Source organism: Mesorhizobium sp. P160927, assembly GCF_057766385.1.
On sequence record NZ_JBYMDW010000001.1, the window covers coordinates 5,462,397 to 5,478,914 of the forward strand.

The following is a 16,518-nucleotide window of genomic DNA, read 5'->3' on the forward strand; positions in this document are numbered from 1 at the left end:
AGCCGACAAGGCTTGCGCTGACGGGAATGTTGCGACATGAGAAGCGCCGCGGCCGCTCCTGGCCGCGCCGATCCTTTGGAGAGACAAAAGGTCATGGCCTTTCTTGCCGACACCCTTTCCCGCGTTAAGCCTTCCGCCACCATCGCGGTGACGCAGAAAGCGCGCGAGCTGAAAAATGCCGGGCGGGACATCATTGGCCTTGGCGCCGGCGAGCCCGATTTCGACACGCCCGACAACATCAAGAATGCGGCGATCGAGGCCATTCGCCGTGGCGAGACCAAGTATCCGCCGGTTTCGGGCATCGTGCCGCTGCGCGAGGCGATCGCGAAAAAGTTCAAGCGCGAGAACAATCTCGACTACAAGCCCGAGCAGACCATCGTCGGCACCGGCGGCAAGCAGATCCTGTTCAACGCCTTCATGGCGACGCTGAACCCCGGCGACGAGGTCATCATCCCCCGCCCCTACTGGGTCAGCTATCCCGAAATGGTGGCGATCTGCGGCGGCACGTCGGTCTTTGCCGACACCTCGATCGACAATGGCTTCAAGCTGACGCCGGCAGCGCTGGAGAAGGCAATCACGCCAAAGACCAAATGGCTGCTGATGAACTCGCCGTCGAACCCGTCGGGCGCGGCCTATACCGAGGCCGAACTGCGGGCGCTCGCCGACGTGCTGTTGAAGCACCCGCAGGTCTGGACGCTGACCGACGACATGTACGAACACCTGACCTATGGCGACTTCGTTTTCAAGACCATCGCCGAGGTCGAGCCGAAGCTCTACGAGCGCACGCTGACCATGAATGGCGTCTCGAAAGCCTATGCCATGACCGGCTGGCGCATCGGCTACGCCGCCGGTCCCGTCCAGCTGATCAAGGCGATGGACATGATTCAGGGCCAGCAGACCTCCGGCGCCTGCACCATTGCGCAATGGGCTTCGGTCGAGGCGTTGAATGGCCCGCAGGATTTCATCGCCAAGAACAAGGCGATCTTTCAAGGCAGGCGGGACCTCGTCGTCTCGATGCTCAACCAGGCGCGTGGCATCACCTGCCCGTCGCCGGAAGGCGCCTTCTATGTCTATCCGTCGTGCGCCCAGCTGATCGGGAAGAAAACCAGGGCCGGCAAGGTGATCGACACCGACGAGGCCTTCTGTTCGGAACTGCTCGAGGCCGAGGGCGTCGCGGTGGTGTTCGGCTCGGCCTTCGGCCTTGGCCCCAACTTCCGCATCTCCTACGCCACCTCGGATGCACTGCTGGAGGAAGCCTGCACGCGCATCCAGCGCTTCACGGCATCGCTGACCTGATCGAGTAGATCCGAAACAACCCGGCGTCACCGCTGTCAAGCGTTTCCGCCGGGTTTTGTGGATACGGCACTCAGCAGCTATATTGGGCCGCAGTCACTTCTTCCAGCCAGTCGGCATGGACGCCGTCGAGCGCCTCCTGCATAGCGATGTGCGTCATTGCCGATTTCGGCGCCGCGCCATGCCAATGCTTCTCGCCGGGCGCGAAGGAGATGACGTCACCGGCCCTTATTTCCTGGATTGGCCCGTCCCATGTCTGTACCAGGCCGGCGCCCGCGGTGACATAAAGCGTCTGGCCAAGCGGATGCGTGTGCCAGTGGGTGCGCGCGCCGGGCTCGAAACTGACCAGCGTGGCCCGGAGCCGCGCCGGCGGCTCCTTCTCGATGATTGGCGTCTGCAGAACCCGGCCGGTGAAGTATTTTTCCGGCGCTATAACCGTCGGCACACTGCCGCAAGCAATGATCTTCATCGTCTGTCCCTAAGGCTGTTGGGAGTTGGCGAGACGCCGACCCTTGAAGTCAACACATTCTCGACCCGGATTGGCCCGGACGCAACCAGCCGTGTGTCAGCCCGCTCCGACAAAGCCTGATTTTTGATCATGAACCTTGCCCGCATGGGACGCTCGCGCACCTTGGCGGGTGCTGGGTCGAACCGCTCGCGCTCGGCGCCTGAGACGACCGGCCGTGCCTGCTTCTATTTTTCTTGCCCTGCCGGCAAACAAGTGGGACGATAATCGCGGGCAGGTCGACACAGACCGCCCGCGACGGTCGAACAGGCCGGCCGCCGCTCAGGACCGATTGACCCTGGCCTGAACCATGAACGCCAGTCGGTCCCCAGGAAACGCCTGAGTGGAGGTCAGTCATGGGTACTCGCGCCGGAGGACGACGCACGGGACCGAAATGCATTGCCATAGTCGGTCCCTTCGCAAGCGGTAAGACGACACTTCTGGAAGCCATATTGGCGCGTACCGGGGCCATCCCCCGCCAGAACCCAGTTTCCTCTGGCAACACCGTTTCAGATCATTCGCCCGAGGCCCGCGCCCACGCCATGAGCGTCGAGGCGTCGATCGCCACCACCGAGTTCATGGGCGAGCAGTTCACCTTCATCGACTGCCCTGGATCGATCGAATTCTCCTTCGAGGCCGAACCGGTGCTCGCCGCCTGCGACGTCGCGGTGGTCGTGGCCGAGGCCGACGAAAAGAAGATCCCCGCCTTGCAGCTTATCATGCGCAAGCTCGACGATCTCGGCGTGCCGCGCATCCTGTTCCTCAACAAGGTCGACAAGGCGATCGCGGGCGTGCGCGATACGCTGAAGATGCTTCAGCCGACAAGCGCGGCGCCGCTGCTTCTGCGCCAGATTCCGCTGCGCAAGGACGGCGTCGTCATCGGCTCGATCGATCTGGCGCTGGAGCGCGCCTACATCTACCGCGAATATGCCGAGAGCGAGGTGGCCGAGATACCGGGTGACGACAAGGCGCGCGAACTGCAGGCGCGCTTCTCCATGCTGGAGACGCTGGCCGATCATGACGATGAGTTGATGGAGCAACTCCTGGAAGAGATAGAGCCGCCGAAGGACGCGATCTTCGACGACCTCGCCGCCGATCTGCGCGAAGGCGCGGTGACGCCGGTGCTGATCGGCACCGCCGAGAAAGGCAATGGCGTGCTGCGCCTCTTGAAGACGATCCGCCACGATGCGCCCGACATCGAGGCGACCCGCAAGCGGCTCGGCGCCCCGGACGGCAATGCGACGGTGGTCCAGGTGATGAAGACCATCCACACGCCGCATGGCGGCAAGCTGTCGGTGTCGCGCATCCTGTCCGGCCAGGTCACCGACGGCTCGGAACTGTGGCTGCCCGGCGGCGACACCGCCAAGGTTTCCGGAATCTACAGGATGCTGGGCAAGGATCAGGTCAAGCTGACCGCCGCCAGGACCGGCGACACCGTGGCGCTCGGCAAACTGGACGCGGTCAAGACCGGCCAGACGCTCACCTCGGCCAAAGGGGGAGCCAAACAGCTCTTCGATGTCGAGCCGCCGCAGCCGGTCTTTGCCTTCGCGCTGCGCCCCAGGGAGCGCAAGGACGAGGTCAAGATGTCGGCCGCCATCCAGCGCCTGGCCGAGGAGGATCCCTCGCTCAGCCTGCGCCACAACCAAGATTCGGCCGAGACCGTGCTGTCAGGGCACGGCGAGATGCATCTGCGCGTCGTGCGCGAGCGGCTGGAGGGCAAGAACCAGATACCGGTGGAAGGCCATGCGCCGGCGGTGCCCTATCGCGAGACGATCCGAAAGCCGGTGCAGCAGCGCGGCCGCCACAAGAAGCAGTCGGGCGGCCACGGCCAGTTCGGCGATGTGGTGATCGAGATCAAGCCGCTGCCGCGCGGCTCCGGCTTCCAGTTCACCGACACCATCACGGGCGGCGTCGTGCCCAAGACCTACATCCAGTCGGTCGAGACAGGCATACGCGATTACCTCAAGTCCGGCCCGCTCGGCTTCCCCGTGGTCGACGTCGCGGTCAACCTGTCGGACGGCTCGTACCATGCGGTCGATTCCTCCGACATGGCCTTCCAGATGGCGGCCAAGCTCGCCATGAAGGAAGGCATGGCCGCCTGCTCGCCGGTGCTTCTGGAACCGGTGATGAAGGTCGAGATCGTCACGCCGTCGGACGCGACGTCGAAGATCATCGCGCTGATCCCGCAGCGGCGCGGCCAGATCCTCGGCTATGACGCGCGGCCCGACTGGCCGGGATGGGATGTCGTCGAGGCGACCATGCCGCAGGCCGAGATCGGCGATCTGATCATCGAGCTGCGCTCGGCCACCTCAGGCGTTGCCAGCTACCGCGCCGTTTTCGATCACATGGCCGAGCTGACTGGCCGTCTCGCCGACGAAGCAATGAACGCCAACGGCAAGGCTGCCTGATTTCGTCCGGCGCCCGATCGAACGATCGGGGGGCAAAAACCAAAAACGACGCCCGGGGGGCCGGACGTCGTTTTGTTTTGCGGACCGTTTTCTCGGGAGGAAAAACGGCAGGTCCGCCGCATGTCAAGGTCGCCGCGCTTCGGCGGAAAAGGTTCGGACGCGGTAGCCGCCTGAGCCCGGGCCGTACGAGTGATGCCCCCATCTCCCGTCCGAACCACACCGCGTCCTATCATCCACTTAGCAGATGGAGGGTGTCCTTGTCATGTTACCAGAGGTTACATGACACTGTTACGCGGCAATTCTGGTGAATTTTTCAGCCATCCCAGTGGCATGCAGGCAACAAAAAAGCCGGATCAATGAAGATCCGGCTGAGTTTGATTGGAAGTGCCTGTTAAGGCTAACCTCCAGAGGGGAACACTCGAGGACGCTAATGGGAGGAGAACGCGTCCAGGAGATGATCTAAATATGTGCTCTTCATGCCCAAGAAACAAGCATCTATTTTGCAACACACACATGCAAAAAGGCACAGGCTGTGGTCCAACCCGTTCCGGAAGCCAATAGGACCAGCAGAATCGTGAAAATGAGCCGCGATTTCGGGTCATTGTCGTCTCGAAAACGCCAATCCCGACCGATTTTGCTCCCGAACGTCCAAAAACACTGATGATGTTGAATGAGGCAGCGGCGGTTCAATTCCAAGGCATTCAAGCGAGGATCGACCATTGCGCAGGTTTTCGGCGATCGCCGGCAGCGGCATTTTCCTGATTGCGGCTCCCGGCGTTGTCGCCGGGCTGATTCCCTGGCTGCTCAGCGATAGCTGGGGCCTGCCATGGTCGCCCCTGCCCTTGTTTGCTCTCACGGGCGGCGTGCTCGTCATTGCCGCGGCCGCAGTGTTGCTGCATGCCTTCGCCCGCTTCGCGCTGGAGGGGCTGGGCACACCCGCCCCCGTCGCGCCGACCGAAAGGCTGGTGATCGGCGGCATCTACCGCCATGTCCGCAACCCCATGTATGTTGCCGTGCTGTCGATCATTCTGGGCCAGGCGCTGCTGTTCTCAAGCTGGTCGATCGCTGCCTACGCGGCAATCGCGGCGGCTGCCATGGTGACCTTCGTCAAGCTCTACGAGGAGCCGACGCTCGCCGACCGCTATGGCGCCGAATACGAGGCCTACCGCCGCAACGTACCGGGCTGGCTGCCGCGGATGACACCTTGGAAGGGATAGGCTCGCGGACCCGACTTGGATCAGAACGACCAGCTTCTGGCCTTGGCGATGATGAAGTCGCGAAACACGTGCAGCTTGGCCTGGTTCTTCATCGCGTCGGGATAGGCGAAATAGGTGTCGAAGGACGGCACTTCGGTCTCCGGCAGCAGCTGCACCAGGCCGGAATCCTTGCTGATCACATAGTCCGGCAGCATGGCGATGCCGGCGCCGCCCTGCACGGCGCGCTTGATCGATAGGATGTCGTTGATCTGCAGCGACGGCACGCGCTGGCCGCTCTCGAAATCGCCGACCGTCTCCAGCCAGTTCAACTCCGACAGATGCGACGGCACGGGCAGGCCGAAGGTGACGATGCGATGGGTTCTCAGCTCCGCGACCGAGCTCGGCTTGCCGTGCTTGGCGACATAAGAGGGGGCTGCGTAGAGGTGGAAATGCACGGTGAACAGGCGGCGCTGGATCAGGTCCGGCTGTTGCGGCTGGCGTAGCCGGATGGCGCAATCGGCCTGGCGCATGGTGAGGTCGAGTTCCTCGTTGGCGAGGATCAGCTGCAAGCTAATTTCGGGATAGAGTTCGATGAACTCCTGCACCCGCTCGGTCAACCAGCCGGCGCCGAGGCCAACGGTGGTCGTTACCCTGAGCACGCCGGACGGCCGGTCCTTGGTCTCGGTCAGCCGCGACTTGATGGTCTCGAGCTTCATCAGCACGTCATGCGCCGTGCGGAACAGCATCTCGCCCTGTTCGGTCAGCACCAGGCCGCGTGCATGACGGTTGAACAGCGGCACGCCGACATCGTGTTCCAGCGCGCTGACCTGCCTCGAGATCGCCGATTGCGACAGATGCAGCGTCTCGGCCGCATGCGTGAACGACCCCGCTTCCGCCGCAGCGTGAAACACGCGTAGCTTGTCCCAGTCCAACGCCATGATTTCCCCTCGTTCCGGTTGGCGTCTGAATGAAAAATCAGGCTTTTACACGGCGTTTCTAAGCCGTTTTTTACAGTCTGCGGCGGCCCTATTCCGCCGCTTCGCGATGGACTTCGATGCTGGCCAGATACTTTTCCGCTTCGAGCGCGGCCATGCAGCCCAGCCCCGCCGCAGTCACGGCCTGCCGATAGATATCGTCGGTCACGTCGCCGGCGGCGAACACGCCGGGCACGTCGGTGCGCGTCGAATCCGGCGCTGTCCACAGATAGCCGTTCGGCTTCTGCTTCAGCTTGCCGGCGAACAGCTCGACCGCGGGCGCATGGCCAATGGCCACGAAGACGCCGTCGATCTTGAGGTGGCTCTCGGCGCCGGTCACGGCATGCCTGAGCTTCAGCCCTTCGACCGAAGGCGGCAGCGGTGCCTTGCCGGGGCGGCCGGTGATCTCATCGACGATCGTGTCCCAGATGACGCGGACATTGTCCTTCTTCAACAACCGTTCGCGCAGGATGCGTTCGGCACGGAAGTCCGAGCGTCTGTGGATGACGGTGACGCTCTTGGCGAGGTTGGACAGATAGAGCGCCTCCTCCACCGCCGAATTGCCACCGCCGACCACAGCGACATCCTTGCCGCGATAGAAGAAGCCGTCGCAGGTGGCGCAGGCGGAAACGCCGAAGCCCATGAAGTCCTGCTCGGTCGGGATGCCCAGCCATTTGGCTTGCGCGCCGGTAGCGATGATCAGCGCATCGGCCGTGTAGGTCGTGCCGGAATCGCCCATGGCGCGGAACGGCCGCACGTTGAGGTCAACCTCGGTGATGATGTCGTTGATGATGTCGGTGCCGACATGCTCGGCCTGCTTGAGCATCTGCTCCATCAGCCACGGCCCCTGGATCGGATCGGCGAAACCGGGGTAGTTCTCGACATCGGTGGTGATCATCAATTGGCCGCCCTGTTGCAGACCGGCGACCAGCATCGGCTTCAGCATGGCGCGCGCGGCATAGACCGCCGCCGTGTAGCCGGCCGGACCGGAACCGATGATGAGGACGGGCGCGTGCTTGGTGGTCATTTGGAGCCTCTGCGGGGCGGACAGCGAGTGTGCCTTGGAAAAAAGACGTGGAATATCGCGCTTAATGTAAGGGCTGCCAACCACGCCAGCAAGACGAACGGACCGTCGTCCCCGGAAAGCTTCGGCCCATAAGGATATTCGCGCGATGGCCGCTTTCGTTACCTGTCCACAATCGCGTCGACGAGGGCTGGCTTCGACGCAAAAGTCGTTTAATTACAAAATAGCGAAAGATTCTTGCGCCCACTGATCATCGAGAACCCTGATGCCCCTCAAGGCCGATCTTGACGCCATCGACTGGAAGATCCTGCGCGAGCTTCAGTCGGACGGGCGCATGACCAATGTCGAGCTCTCGAACCGCGTCGGCATTTCGGCACCGCCCTGCCTGCGCCGGGTCAAGCGGCTGGAGGAAGCCGGCATCATTCGCGGCTACCGCGCGCTGCTCAACGCCCCGGCGCTGGGCCTCGATGTCGTTGCCTTCTGCCTGGTCGGACTGCATCACCAGGCTGATGCCGAACTGCGCATCTTCGCCGAGCGCACGCGCGGCTGGCCGATCGTGCGCGATGCCTGGATGGTGTCGGGCGAATCCGACTTTCTGCTGCATTGCGTGGCGAGCGACCTCGGCGCCTTCCAGACCTTCGTCATCGAGGAGCTGACCTCGACGCCGAACGTCGACACGGTGCGCACCGCGCTCACCATCCGCCGCGTCAAGGATGAGGGCCTGGTATCGTTCGAGCGATCCTGAGCCAGGCGAAAACCTGCGCGATGGGCAGATTCCCGACATTCGCCACACCGGTGCCGCGTTGGTATTCGAAAGACGCTGATGTACAAGGCTGGACGGCTCTGCCGGATTCGCCGCTCAACTGACGCTTCATTGGTTTTTCAAGCAATTCCAGCAAAAATGTGTAACGGTTTTGCCGCCCGGAATTGCTTGGGAACAGATGCCGCCGGCAGCGTATACTCCGGGAAGAATCCGCCATGGGAAGGGGACCATGACCCGTTTTGCAAGCCCGGTCTCGGCGCTGATCATCTGCGTGAACGAAGCCGATATGATCGGCCCATGTCTGGAAAGCATCGATTTCTGTGCCGAGATCATCATCGTCGATTCCGGCTCGACCGATGGCACCGTCGAATGCGTTGAAAGCTACATCGCCAAGGGCTATCCGATAACGCTGCTGCACAATGACTGGCCGGGCTTCCCCCGCCAGCGGCAATTCGCGCTCGACCACGCCAACCAGCCCTGGTGCCTTTCGATCGACCCGGACGAGCGCGTCGACGACCGGTTGCGGCAGTCGATCGTGGCTATCGCCGGGGCGGCCGGCGGCAAGGCCAGCGGATGGTACATGCGCCGCCGCGACTGGCTGAAGGGCTACGGTTACGCCCATCGCTGGGTGCTGCACAACAGGCTGCTCAGGCTTTTCCGTAGGGAAGGCGCCAGCATGGATCTAACGGCGCGGGTGCATGAATCCATTCACGTGCCGGGCGAGACCGACACGATCGAAGAGGGTCTCTTGCTGCATCGCCGTGAAATATCGGTCGAGGAGGATCTTGCCCGGGCCAACACCTATTCCAGCCTCAAGGCGGTGACCCTGGTCGAGAGAGGCAAGAAGCCCGGCCTGGTGCGGCTGGTGCTGTCGCCGTTCGGCAACTTCCTCAAATTCTACCTGGCCAAGCGCTACTTCCTGTGCGGCCGGCACGGCTTCGTCTACTCAATGTCGGTGATGATCTATTCCTTCGCCACCGAAGCCAAGCTCTACGAAGCCTTGCAGCAAAACGACAAGGCGTAGGCCCTACGATCCGAGCGCGTCGATGGCGGCAAGCAGCCCGCCGAGATCGTGGTCGTCATGCAAGCGCCTGATGGCGAAACCAGGCTGAAGCGCCGCCTCACCGTCGACCAGCCAGCCCTGTGCCAGCCCTGCGCGTTGGGCCGCCTGCATGTCGGCCAGCTTGTCGCCGACCATCAGCGAGCGCTGGAGGTCAAGATCAAGGCGCCTGCCCGCCTCGATCAGCATGCCCGGATTGGGCTTGCGCATCGGATGGTCCGTTATGGCGAGCAGCCCGACGCCCGCCTCGTGATAGGCGCAGGCCAGCACCATGTCGACGAACGCGCCCTGCCTGTCCAGCAAATGGAGCACGCGGCCGTTTACCGCGGCAAAGACGCCCCAGTCGAAATAGCCGCGCGCGATGCCGGACTGATTGGTGACCACGACCACCGGAATACCGATCCGGTTGGCGGCGGCGATCGCCGGCAGCATCCGCGGCCTGAGTTCTATCTCGCCCGGATCGCTGGGATAGTCGGTGTCGACATTGATGGTGCCGTCACGGTCCAGGAACAGCGCCGGCGAGCGCGCGGGGAAAACCCGCCCGCCGACCAGCTCCACCCACAGGCCCGGTTCGGTCAGCGGGTGCGGCTTCCCGATCCTGTCAGCCATTCGACAGGCGCGCTTCGACCACCTCGCACATATAGTGATAGAGGCACAGATGGCCCTGCTGGATGATCGGCGTCGAGGTCGAGGGGACGTTGAGCAGGATGTGGGTGAGCGGCTTGAGCTTGCCGCCGGTATCGCCGGTCAGGCTGATTACCGTCATGTCCATCATGCGCGCCTGTTCGGCAGCGGCGAGAATGCTCGGCGAATTGCCGCTGGTCGAGATCGCCAAAAGCACGCCGCCCGCGGCACCATGCGCTTCGACCTGGCGCGAAAACACCGTGTCGAAGCCGTAATCATTGCCCCAGGCGGTCAGCATCCCGGCGTTGGCCGGCAGCGCAATCACATTGTAGGCTTTGCGCTCCTTCAGGAAGCGGCCGACCAGTTCGGTTGCGATATGTATGGCGTCGCTGGCCGAGCCGCCATTGCCGCAGACCAGCAAGGCCTTTCCCTGGGAAAGCGCCGCCACGACAGCACTCACCGCACGATCCATTTCGCCGGTCAGATCTCGCTCGACCGTGGCAGTGATGGCGGCCGCCGAGCGGACCAGATAGTCGTTCAATTCGGACATGAATTCTCTCAGTTGGTGGCGCCGCCGGCGCGCAGTTTGCCGATGGTGCTAGTGGTGCTCTTGCCGGCGACGAGATCGACCAGAACGACACGCCCGCCCGCCTTCCGCACCACATCGGCGCCGACCACGGTGTCGATCGTGTAGTCGGCGCCCTTCACCAGAATGTCGGGAAGCAGCGCCTCGATCAGAGCCAGCGGCGTATCCTCATCGAAGACAATGACGGCATCGACCGAAGCGAGGGCCGCGAGCACGCAGGCGCGATCATGCTGGTCGTTGACCGGGCGGCCCGGTCCCTTCAGCCGTCGCACCGAGGCATCGCTGTTCAAGCCGAGCACCAGCCGGTCGCACTGGCTGCGCGCCGCGTGCAGCAGGCTGACATGGCCGGCATGCAGGATGTCGAAACAGCCATTGGTGAAGCCGACGCTCAGGCCCTCCGCCTTCCATCCCGCCACCATGCGCGCGGCCGAAGTGGCGTCCAGGATGGCGTCCTTGTGCGCGGTGGGTCCGTGCGAGCGGAACAGTGCGCCGGTGAGTTCCTCGACGCTCAGCCGCGCGGTGCCGCGTTTTCCAACCACGACGCCGCCGGCGGCATTGGCGATGGAGGCAGCGGCGACGGGATCGGCACCGGCGGCAAGCGCAAGTGCGAAGGTCGCGATCACCGTATCGCCGGCGCCCGAGACGTCGAACACCTCGCGCGCCTGGGTGGCGATGTGGCTCGCCTCGTTGGGACCGACCACGCTCATGCCTTTCTCGCTGCGCGTGGCGAGGACGAAATCGAAGCCGTGCGCCACAATCAGTTCCCGAGCCGCCGCAACGATCTCGTCATCGGCGAACACCGCATGGCCGACGGCCTCGCCAAGTTCCTTGCGGTTGGGGGTCACGGCGGTCGCGCCGGCGTAGCGCGCGTAGTCGCGGCCCTTCGGGTCGACCAGCACCGGCTTGCCCGCCTCGCGGCAGATGGCAATCAGTTCGGCGGCGACGCCGTCCAGCAATATGCCCTTGCCGTAATCGGACAGGATGACGATGTCGACATGTTGCAATGCATCCCGGAAACGGCGGACCAGCTCCGCCCGTTCCGCCTCGCCGAGCGGCTTGATCTCTTCCTCGTCGAAACGCAGCACCTGTTGGTTGAGCGCGCTGAAGCGGCTCTTCGACGAGGTCATGCGGCCGCGCTGCTGTGAAAGGCCCACTGTCTCGGCGCCAAGCTCGCCCAGCATCCGTACCAGACTGTCGCCGGCGGGATCAGTGCCGATCACCGAGACCGGAATGGCGCGCGCGCCAAGCGAGACGATGTTGGCCACGACGTTGCCGGCGCCGCCCATCGCCGCGCTTTCGCCACGCCCATGCAGCACCGGGATCGGCGCTTCCGGCGAGATCCGCTCGATGACGCCATTGACGAAGCGGTCGAGGATGATGTCGCCGACCACCAGCACGGCGACGTCGCCGAAGCGCGCAATGGCGCGGTGCAGGGGCTCGGGTGAAGGCGGATTGTGCTTGATCATGTCATCTGCCACGCGCGGGAAACGCCGATCTCAGATAGGTCGAAACACCAGATTTGCGAGGCCGGCCGGTCATGCCTGCCGATATACCGCAATTGGGCACAGCGCAACGCCGGGCGGAGGCAAACCGGACAGGTCAGGCCTTCTGCAAGGCGACGTGGACGCCCAGCCCGACCAGCACCGCGCCGCCTGCCCTCTGCATCAGCCGCTGCGCACGGCTCGAACGCCGCAGCCGGCCGATCACCAGGCCGGCCAGGAACACGCACACGACATCGGCCGATGAGAACATCAGGTTGACGACGGTGCCCAGCACCACGAATTGCACCCAGACCGGGAACCCCGCCGAGGCATCGATGAACTGCGGCAGGAAGGCCATGAAGAAGATCGCGGTCTTGGGATTGAGCACCTCGACGGTGATGCTCTCGAAGAACGCGCGCCGCGCCGACTTCCGCTCGATCGCGGGCAGCGCCACGTCGCCCTCCACGCGCTTGCGAAACAGCGAGATACCCAACCAGATCAGGTACAGCGCGCCCACCAGCTTGACGGCCATGTAGAGCGGCGGCACGGCGTGGAACAGCACCGACAGGCCAGCGGCGGCGGCAAAGACATGGACATAGCCGCCCAGATGAATACCGAGTGCCGCCGTCAGCCCCGACCAGCGCCCCCGCGCCATGGTCTGCGCGGCGGCATAAAGCATGGCGGGGCCCGGAATGTAGGCGAAGATCGCCGTGGTGGCGAAAAACGCGATCAGCAGTTCGGTCGGCGGCATTTCTTGTCCCTCATGATCCTGCCCTGCCCGATTGCAGGGCTTTCAGTCAGCCCGTGGGATGGCTTTGGGTTGGCCCGCGCGAACAGTTGCCATGGAAGCCGACATGACTTTTTGTGGAATGACGGACTGAATGCGCCGATACATGCACCCGGTTCGAATAAGCCGACCATTCCAGAATATCGTGGTTGTACTCGTCGACTATGACCCAAAGCGGGGTAGGGTCAAGGCCGGCGCGGCGGCGTTCAATTTCCGGAACGCCAACTGCGACGCGATCACGGCCCGGCTGGGTGGAGGTGATTGCAAGGATGAAAAGGTTCGTGCCTCCGGCTTTTCCGGGAAGAACGGCAACGAAGGCGCCAGGCCTAGCCTTGCGGCCTTCGATCTCGCCGTCTCCATGTCGGCGATGCCACAGATATGGATATCGCCAGACGTCCGCGGCCACGGGTTTAATCACGGTGCAATTCCGCGGCGTACTGCTCCAGCATCTCGACATGTTGCAGCGGTGCGTCCTCGGCCGCGTAGACGCGACAGCTATCGTTGCCGAAGCGCGCTTCGTAGGCCTCGATGCTCATCAGGACGTATCTCGGCCTGTTGTGGCGAGTGATGGAGACCGGCTGCTGGCTGGCAGCCGCGAGCACATCGCCGAGATTCTGTTTCAGATCAGTGGATGGATAGTGTTTCATTGGAAACTCCGTTTGCCCACAATAGACAAAATGGACAAAACAGACAGGCCTGAGCAGGCGAGCCCCGAGCGGCCACCTGCTTTGTCGACAGCCCGGCCAGCCTCCCTTATAAGGACCGGAATCGCACGCAACCAGAGGCCTTCATGATCATCGTCACGGGCGGCGCCGGCATGATCGGCTCCAACATCGTCGCCGCGCTCAATGCGGAAGGCCATGACGACATACTGGTCGTCGATGACCTCACCGACGGCCACAAGATCGCCAACCTGGCCGATTTGACGATAGCCGACTATCTCGACAAGGATGATTTCCTGTCGCCCATGGAGGCCGGCACTCTTGGCCGTGTCGAGGCCGTCTTCCATCAGGGGGCCTGCTCGACCACCACTGAGTGGAACGGCAAGTTCATGATGGAGGTGAATTACGCCTATTCGAAACGGCTGCTGCATGCCTGCCAAGCACTGCGCGTGCCCTTCCTCTACGCCTCCTCCGCTTCGGTCTATGGCGGCGGATCCGAGTTTCGCGAGGAGCCGGCGCTGGAGCGGCCGCTCAACGTCTACGCCTATTCCAAGAAGCTCTTCGACGACTATGTCAGGCGCACGGTCTTCGACAGTGATCATTCGCAGGTCGCCGGCTTGCGCTACTTCAATGTCTATGGCCCGCGCGAGGCGCATAAGGGCTCCATGGCCTCGGTCGCCTTCCATCTGTTCAACCAGGTCCAGCGCGGTGAAAACCCGAAGCTATTCGGCGCCTATGACGGCTTTGGTCCCGGCGAACAGAGCCGCGACTTCATCCATGTCGGCGATGTCGCCGACCTCAATCTGTGGCTGTGGAAGCGCGGCGCCAGCGGCATCTTCAACTGTGGCACCGGTCGCGCCCAGCCGTTCCGCGCGATCGCCGAAACGGTCATCGACACGCTGGGCAAGGGCGAGATCGAGTTCATCCCCTTCCCCGACCACCTCAAGGGCAGCTACCAGAGTTTTACCCAGGCTGATATGTCCCGCTTGCGCGCGGCCGGCTATAACGGGCAATTCCGCACTGTAGAAACCGGCGTCAGAGACTATGTCGAATGGCTGAAAGCCCAACGATCCTCGTGATCGGCCCACGCTGGGTGGGCGATATGGTGATGGCGCAGTGCCTGTTCTCGGCGCTGAAGGAACTCCATCCCGATGCCGCGATCGATGTGTTGGCGCCCGCCTGGGCGGCACCTCTGGTCAAGCGCATGCCCGAAATCCGACAGCAGATCGATTTTCCGCTGAAGCCTGGCGCACTCGAATTCAGCCATCGCCGCCGTTTCGGCCGTCTGCTGCGCGGCCGCTACGACATGGCCTATGTCCTGCCGGGCAGCTGGAAGTCGGCGCTGATCCCGTTCTTTGCCCGCATTCCGCGCCGTATCGGCCATTTGCGCGAAATGCGCTACGGCCTCCTGACCGACATCGTGCCGCTGCCCGACGCCATGAAACGACGCACCGCGCAGGCCTATTTCGGCCTCGCCCAGGGTGGCGGTTTCCGCGCACCCCGGCTCACCGTCGACGCGAAAAACCAGGCCGCCCTGCTCGATCGTTTCGGCTTGGCGCCGCGGAAATTCGTAGCCCTGATGCCCGGGGCCGAGTTCGGCCCGGCCAAGCGCTGGCCAAGCGAAAGCTATGCCGGCCTTGCCCGCGAATTCATGGCCAAGGGCCTCGATGTCGCTCTGTTTGGCTCGAAGAACGACCGCGACGTGACCGCGGAGATCGCAGCCCTTGCCCCCGGCGTCGTCGACGTCGCCGGCCAGACACGGCTGGAGGATGCCATCGACCTGATCGCGGCGGCAAGGCTCGCGGTCTCCAACGACAGCGGGTTGATGCATGTCGCGGCCGCCGTCGGTACACCCATCGTTGCGGTCTATGGCTCGACCTCGCCTGAAAACACGCCGCCGCTGGCCGAGCGTCGCGAACTGGTCTGGCTCGGCCTGTCCTGCTCGCCCTGCCACCGGAAAATCTGTCCGCTCGGTCATCTCAACTGCCTGAAGACATTGGAAGTCGGGCAGGTCGCCGCGGCAGCGGACCGCCTGCTGAAAGTGTCGGCCGCGGCATGAAGGTGCTGATCGTCAAGACTTCGTCGATGGGCGATGTCATCCACACTTTTCCGGCACTTCAAGATGCCTGCCGCGCACGGCCCGATATCGCTTTCGACTGGTGCGTGGAGGAGGCGTTTGCCGGCATCCTGACGCTGCATCCGGCGATTGGCACCATCCACACTGTGGCGATAAGGCGCTGGCGAAAGAACCTCTTCCACACGAACACCTGGCGCGAGGCGGCGGCCTTGCGCCGAACCTTGCGCGAATGCCGCTACGACCTCGTCATCGATGCGCAAGGCCTGCTGAAGTCGGCCCTGGTGGCACGCCAGACGCGCGCGCCGATCGCCGGCTTCGACCGGTCGAGCGTGCGCGAGCCCTCGGCGACGCTGTTCTATGATATCACCTATGCGGTGCCGCGCGACCTGCACGCCATCGAGCGGACACGGCGGCTGTTCGGGCTGGCGCTCGGCTATCGGCCGGACCTTTTGACGCTCGACTCCGGCATCGTGGCGCCGATCAGCATGGTCGACGGCATCGACGGCAGGACCGCGTTCCTGCTGCACGGCACTAGCCGCGAGGACAAGAAATGGCCGCTCGAGGATTGGATCGGAACCGCCCGCTTGCTGGTCGAGCGTGGCATGACGCCGCTCACAACCTGGTCGAACGAACGGGAGAAGGCGGTGGCCGAAGCGATCGCCAAGGCCGTGCCATCCACGGTCGTGGTGCCGAAGTCACCGCTGGCCGACATTGCCGCCATCCTCGGCGGCTCGACCCTGGTCATCGGCGCCGACACCGGGCTGACCCATCTCGCCAGCGCCTTCGACCTGCCGACGGTCGCCGTGTTCCTGGCGACGGAGCCGGGTCTGACCGGACCGCGCGGGCCGTATGCGTCGACGTTGCTGGCCGTGCCCGGGACGCATGTGACGCCGGCTGAGGTGGTTGCGGAAGTGGAGAGGTTGTTGATGCTTCGCCAGACCGGTCCCGGCGGAAATTGATTTATTCAATCAATTCGATCCGAAGGGCGCCGCCGCCCCTCATTGCCCTGCCGGGCATTTCTCCCCTTAAACGGGGAGAAAGAAGCTGGCCCGCAACGCCGGCGATTGGCGAAACCCTA

The 16,518-nt window shown here is 63.7% G+C and carries 17 protein-coding genes; 8 read left to right on the forward strand and 9 right to left on the reverse strand.

The annotated features are described in order from the left end of the window. The first annotated feature begins 93 nt into the window (after positions 1-93). Positions 94-1,296: a pyridoxal phosphate-dependent aminotransferase gene (locus AC3CB8_RS26750; protein ID WP_023794171.1), complete on the forward strand. Its 1,203-nt coding sequence runs from the start codon at positions 94-96 to the stop codon at positions 1,294-1,296. Between the two features lie 70 nt (positions 1,297-1,366). Here the strand turns inward: AC3CB8_RS26750 and AC3CB8_RS26755 are convergent, their stop codons facing one another. Beyond that, entirely contained in the window at positions 1,367-1,762 is a 396-nt protein-coding gene (locus AC3CB8_RS26755; RefSeq protein ID WP_023794169.1) for a (R)-mandelonitrile lyase, read from the reverse strand. 392 nt (positions 1,763-2,154) lie between these two features. Between AC3CB8_RS26755 and AC3CB8_RS26760 the strand changes: the two genes are divergently transcribed. Next, positions 2,155-4,206 (forward strand): elongation factor G, encoded by a 2,052-nt coding sequence (locus tag AC3CB8_RS26760; RefSeq protein WP_023770203.1) that lies wholly within the window; start codon positions 2,155-2,157, stop codon positions 4,204-4,206. Between the two features lie 719 nt (positions 4,207-4,925). Further along, complete coding sequence (locus tag AC3CB8_RS26765; RefSeq protein WP_023770204.1) at positions 4,926-5,423, forward strand: methyltransferase family protein; 498 nt, start codon at positions 4,926-4,928, stop codon at positions 5,421-5,423. Positions 5,424-5,443: 20 nt separating this feature from the next. On the opposite strand, the gene AC3CB8_RS26770 is transcribed toward AC3CB8_RS26765, so the two are convergent. Together AC3CB8_RS26770 and trxB are read right to left on the reverse strand one after the other, a co-directional pair. After that, a complete protein-coding gene (locus AC3CB8_RS26770; RefSeq protein ID WP_023770205.1) occupies positions 5,444-6,340 on the reverse strand; it encodes a LysR family transcriptional regulator in 897 nt (298 codons plus the stop codon). Positions 6,341-6,428: 88 nt separating this feature from the next. After that, on the reverse strand, positions 6,429-7,403 hold the full coding sequence (gene trxB / locus AC3CB8_RS26775) for a thioredoxin-disulfide reductase (protein ID WP_023770206.1): 975 nt from the start codon (positions 7,401-7,403) through the stop codon (positions 6,429-6,431). A 262-nt stretch (positions 7,404-7,665) separates the two neighbouring features. On the opposite strand from trxB, the gene AC3CB8_RS26780 reads away from it, so the two are divergent. Further along, entirely contained in the window at positions 7,666-8,145 is a 480-nt protein-coding gene (locus AC3CB8_RS26780; protein ID WP_023770207.1) for an Lrp/AsnC family transcriptional regulator, read from the forward strand. Between the two features lie 247 nt (positions 8,146-8,392). Beyond that, positions 8,393-9,187 carry a glycosyltransferase family 2 protein gene (locus AC3CB8_RS26785; RefSeq protein ID WP_023781483.1) on the forward strand — a complete coding sequence of 265 codons (795 nt, stop codon included), beginning with the start codon at positions 8,393-8,395 and terminating at the stop codon, positions 9,185-9,187. Positions 9,188-9,190: 3 nt separating this feature from the next. Here the strand turns inward: AC3CB8_RS26785 and gmhB are convergent, their stop codons facing one another. From gmhB to AC3CB8_RS26815, 6 genes are all read right to left on the reverse strand, one after another. Then, complete coding sequence (gmhB, locus tag AC3CB8_RS26790) at positions 9,191-9,832, reverse strand: D-glycero-beta-D-manno-heptose 1,7-bisphosphate 7-phosphatase (protein WP_023781482.1); 642 nt, start codon at positions 9,830-9,832, stop codon at positions 9,191-9,193. Next, a complete protein-coding gene (locus tag AC3CB8_RS26795; RefSeq protein ID WP_023781481.1) occupies positions 9,825-10,397 on the reverse strand; it encodes a D-sedoheptulose-7-phosphate isomerase in 573 nt (190 codons plus the stop codon). The genes gmhB and AC3CB8_RS26795 overlap by 8 nt, the downstream gene beginning before the upstream one ends. Before the next feature lie 8 nt (positions 10,398-10,405). Further along, positions 10,406-11,899 (reverse strand): D-glycero-beta-D-manno-heptose-7-phosphate kinase, encoded by a 1,494-nt coding sequence (rfaE1, locus tag AC3CB8_RS26800; protein ID WP_352564564.1) that lies wholly within the window; start codon positions 11,897-11,899, stop codon positions 10,406-10,408. Between the two features lie 133 nt (positions 11,900-12,032). Beyond that, positions 12,033-12,665 (reverse strand): LysE family translocator, encoded by a 633-nt coding sequence (locus AC3CB8_RS26805; RefSeq protein WP_023770213.1) that lies wholly within the window; start codon positions 12,663-12,665, stop codon positions 12,033-12,035. A gap of 46 nt (positions 12,666-12,711) precedes the next feature. Next, a complete protein-coding gene (locus tag AC3CB8_RS26810; RefSeq protein ID WP_352564562.1) occupies positions 12,712-13,119 on the reverse strand; it encodes a hypothetical protein in 408 nt (135 codons plus the stop codon). Then, entirely contained in the window at positions 13,112-13,348 is a 237-nt protein-coding gene (locus tag AC3CB8_RS26815) for a type II toxin-antitoxin system Phd/YefM family antitoxin (RefSeq protein ID WP_352564560.1), read from the reverse strand. Before AC3CB8_RS26815 ends, AC3CB8_RS26810 begins: the two co-directional genes overlap by 8 nt. Positions 13,349-13,491: 143 nt before the next feature. On the opposite strand from AC3CB8_RS26815, the gene rfaD reads away from it, so the two are divergent. The 3 genes from rfaD to waaC are packed head-to-tail and all read left to right on the forward strand — an operon-like array spanning position 13,492 to position 16,399. Beyond that, on the forward strand, positions 13,492-14,442 hold the full coding sequence (rfaD, locus tag AC3CB8_RS26820) for an ADP-glyceromanno-heptose 6-epimerase (RefSeq protein WP_352564558.1): 951 nt from the start codon (positions 13,492-13,494) through the stop codon (positions 14,440-14,442). Beyond that, entirely contained in the window at positions 14,415-15,422 is a 1,008-nt protein-coding gene (gene waaF / locus AC3CB8_RS26825) for a lipopolysaccharide heptosyltransferase II (protein WP_352564556.1), read from the forward strand. Before rfaD ends, waaF begins: the two co-directional genes overlap by 28 nt. Then, the gene (waaC, locus tag AC3CB8_RS26830; RefSeq protein WP_352564554.1) at positions 15,419-16,399 is read left to right on the forward strand and encodes a lipopolysaccharide heptosyltransferase I; all 981 of its coding nucleotides are present in this window, start codon (positions 15,419-15,421) and stop codon (positions 16,397-16,399) included. Before waaF ends, waaC begins: the two co-directional genes overlap by 4 nt. Positions 16,400-16,518 lie beyond the last annotated feature (119 nt).

Bases quoted from the DNA above. Each gene is read 5' to 3' on its own strand.
- AC3CB8_RS26750 (WP_023794171.1), top strand. From the start codon at position 94: ATGGCCTTTCTTGCCGACACCCTTTCCCGCGTTAAGCCTTCCGCCACC.
- AC3CB8_RS26755 (WP_023794169.1), bottom strand. From the start codon at position 1,762: ATGAAGATCATTGCTTGCGGCAGTGTGCCGACGGTTATAGCGCCGGAA.
- AC3CB8_RS26760 (WP_023770203.1), top strand. From the start codon at position 2,155: ATGGGTACTCGCGCCGGAGGACGACGCACGGGACCGAAATGCATTGCC.
- AC3CB8_RS26770 (WP_023770205.1), bottom strand. From the start codon at position 6,340: ATGGCGTTGGACTGGGACAAGCTACGCGTGTTTCACGCTGCGGCGGAA.
- trxB (WP_023770206.1), bottom strand. From the start codon at position 7,403: ATGACCACCAAGCACGCGCCCGTCCTCATCATCGGTTCCGGTCCGGCC.
- AC3CB8_RS26780 (WP_023770207.1), top strand. From the start codon at position 7,666: ATGCCCCTCAAGGCCGATCTTGACGCCATCGACTGGAAGATCCTGCGC.
- AC3CB8_RS26785 (WP_023781483.1), top strand. From the start codon at position 8,393: ATGACCCGTTTTGCAAGCCCGGTCTCGGCGCTGATCATCTGCGTGAAC.
- gmhB (WP_023781482.1), bottom strand. From the start codon at position 9,832: ATGGCTGACAGGATCGGGAAGCCGCACCCGCTGACCGAACCGGGCCTG.
- AC3CB8_RS26795 (WP_023781481.1), bottom strand. From the start codon at position 10,397: ATGTCCGAATTGAACGACTATCTGGTCCGCTCGGCGGCCGCCATCACT.
- rfaE1 (WP_352564564.1), bottom strand. From the start codon at position 11,899: ATGATCAAGCACAATCCGCCTTCACCCGAGCCCCTGCACCGCGCCATT.
- AC3CB8_RS26805 (WP_023770213.1), bottom strand. From the start codon at position 12,665: ATGCCGCCGACCGAACTGCTGATCGCGTTTTTCGCCACCACGGCGATC.
- AC3CB8_RS26815 (WP_352564560.1), bottom strand. From the start codon at position 13,348: ATGAAACACTATCCATCCACTGATCTGAAACAGAATCTCGGCGATGTG.
- rfaD (WP_352564558.1), top strand. From the start codon at position 13,492: ATGATCATCGTCACGGGCGGCGCCGGCATGATCGGCTCCAACATCGTC.
- waaF (WP_352564556.1), top strand. From the start codon at position 14,415: ATGGCTGAAAGCCCAACGATCCTCGTGATCGGCCCACGCTGGGTGGGC.
- waaC (WP_352564554.1), top strand. From the start codon at position 15,419: ATGAAGGTGCTGATCGTCAAGACTTCGTCGATGGGCGATGTCATCCAC.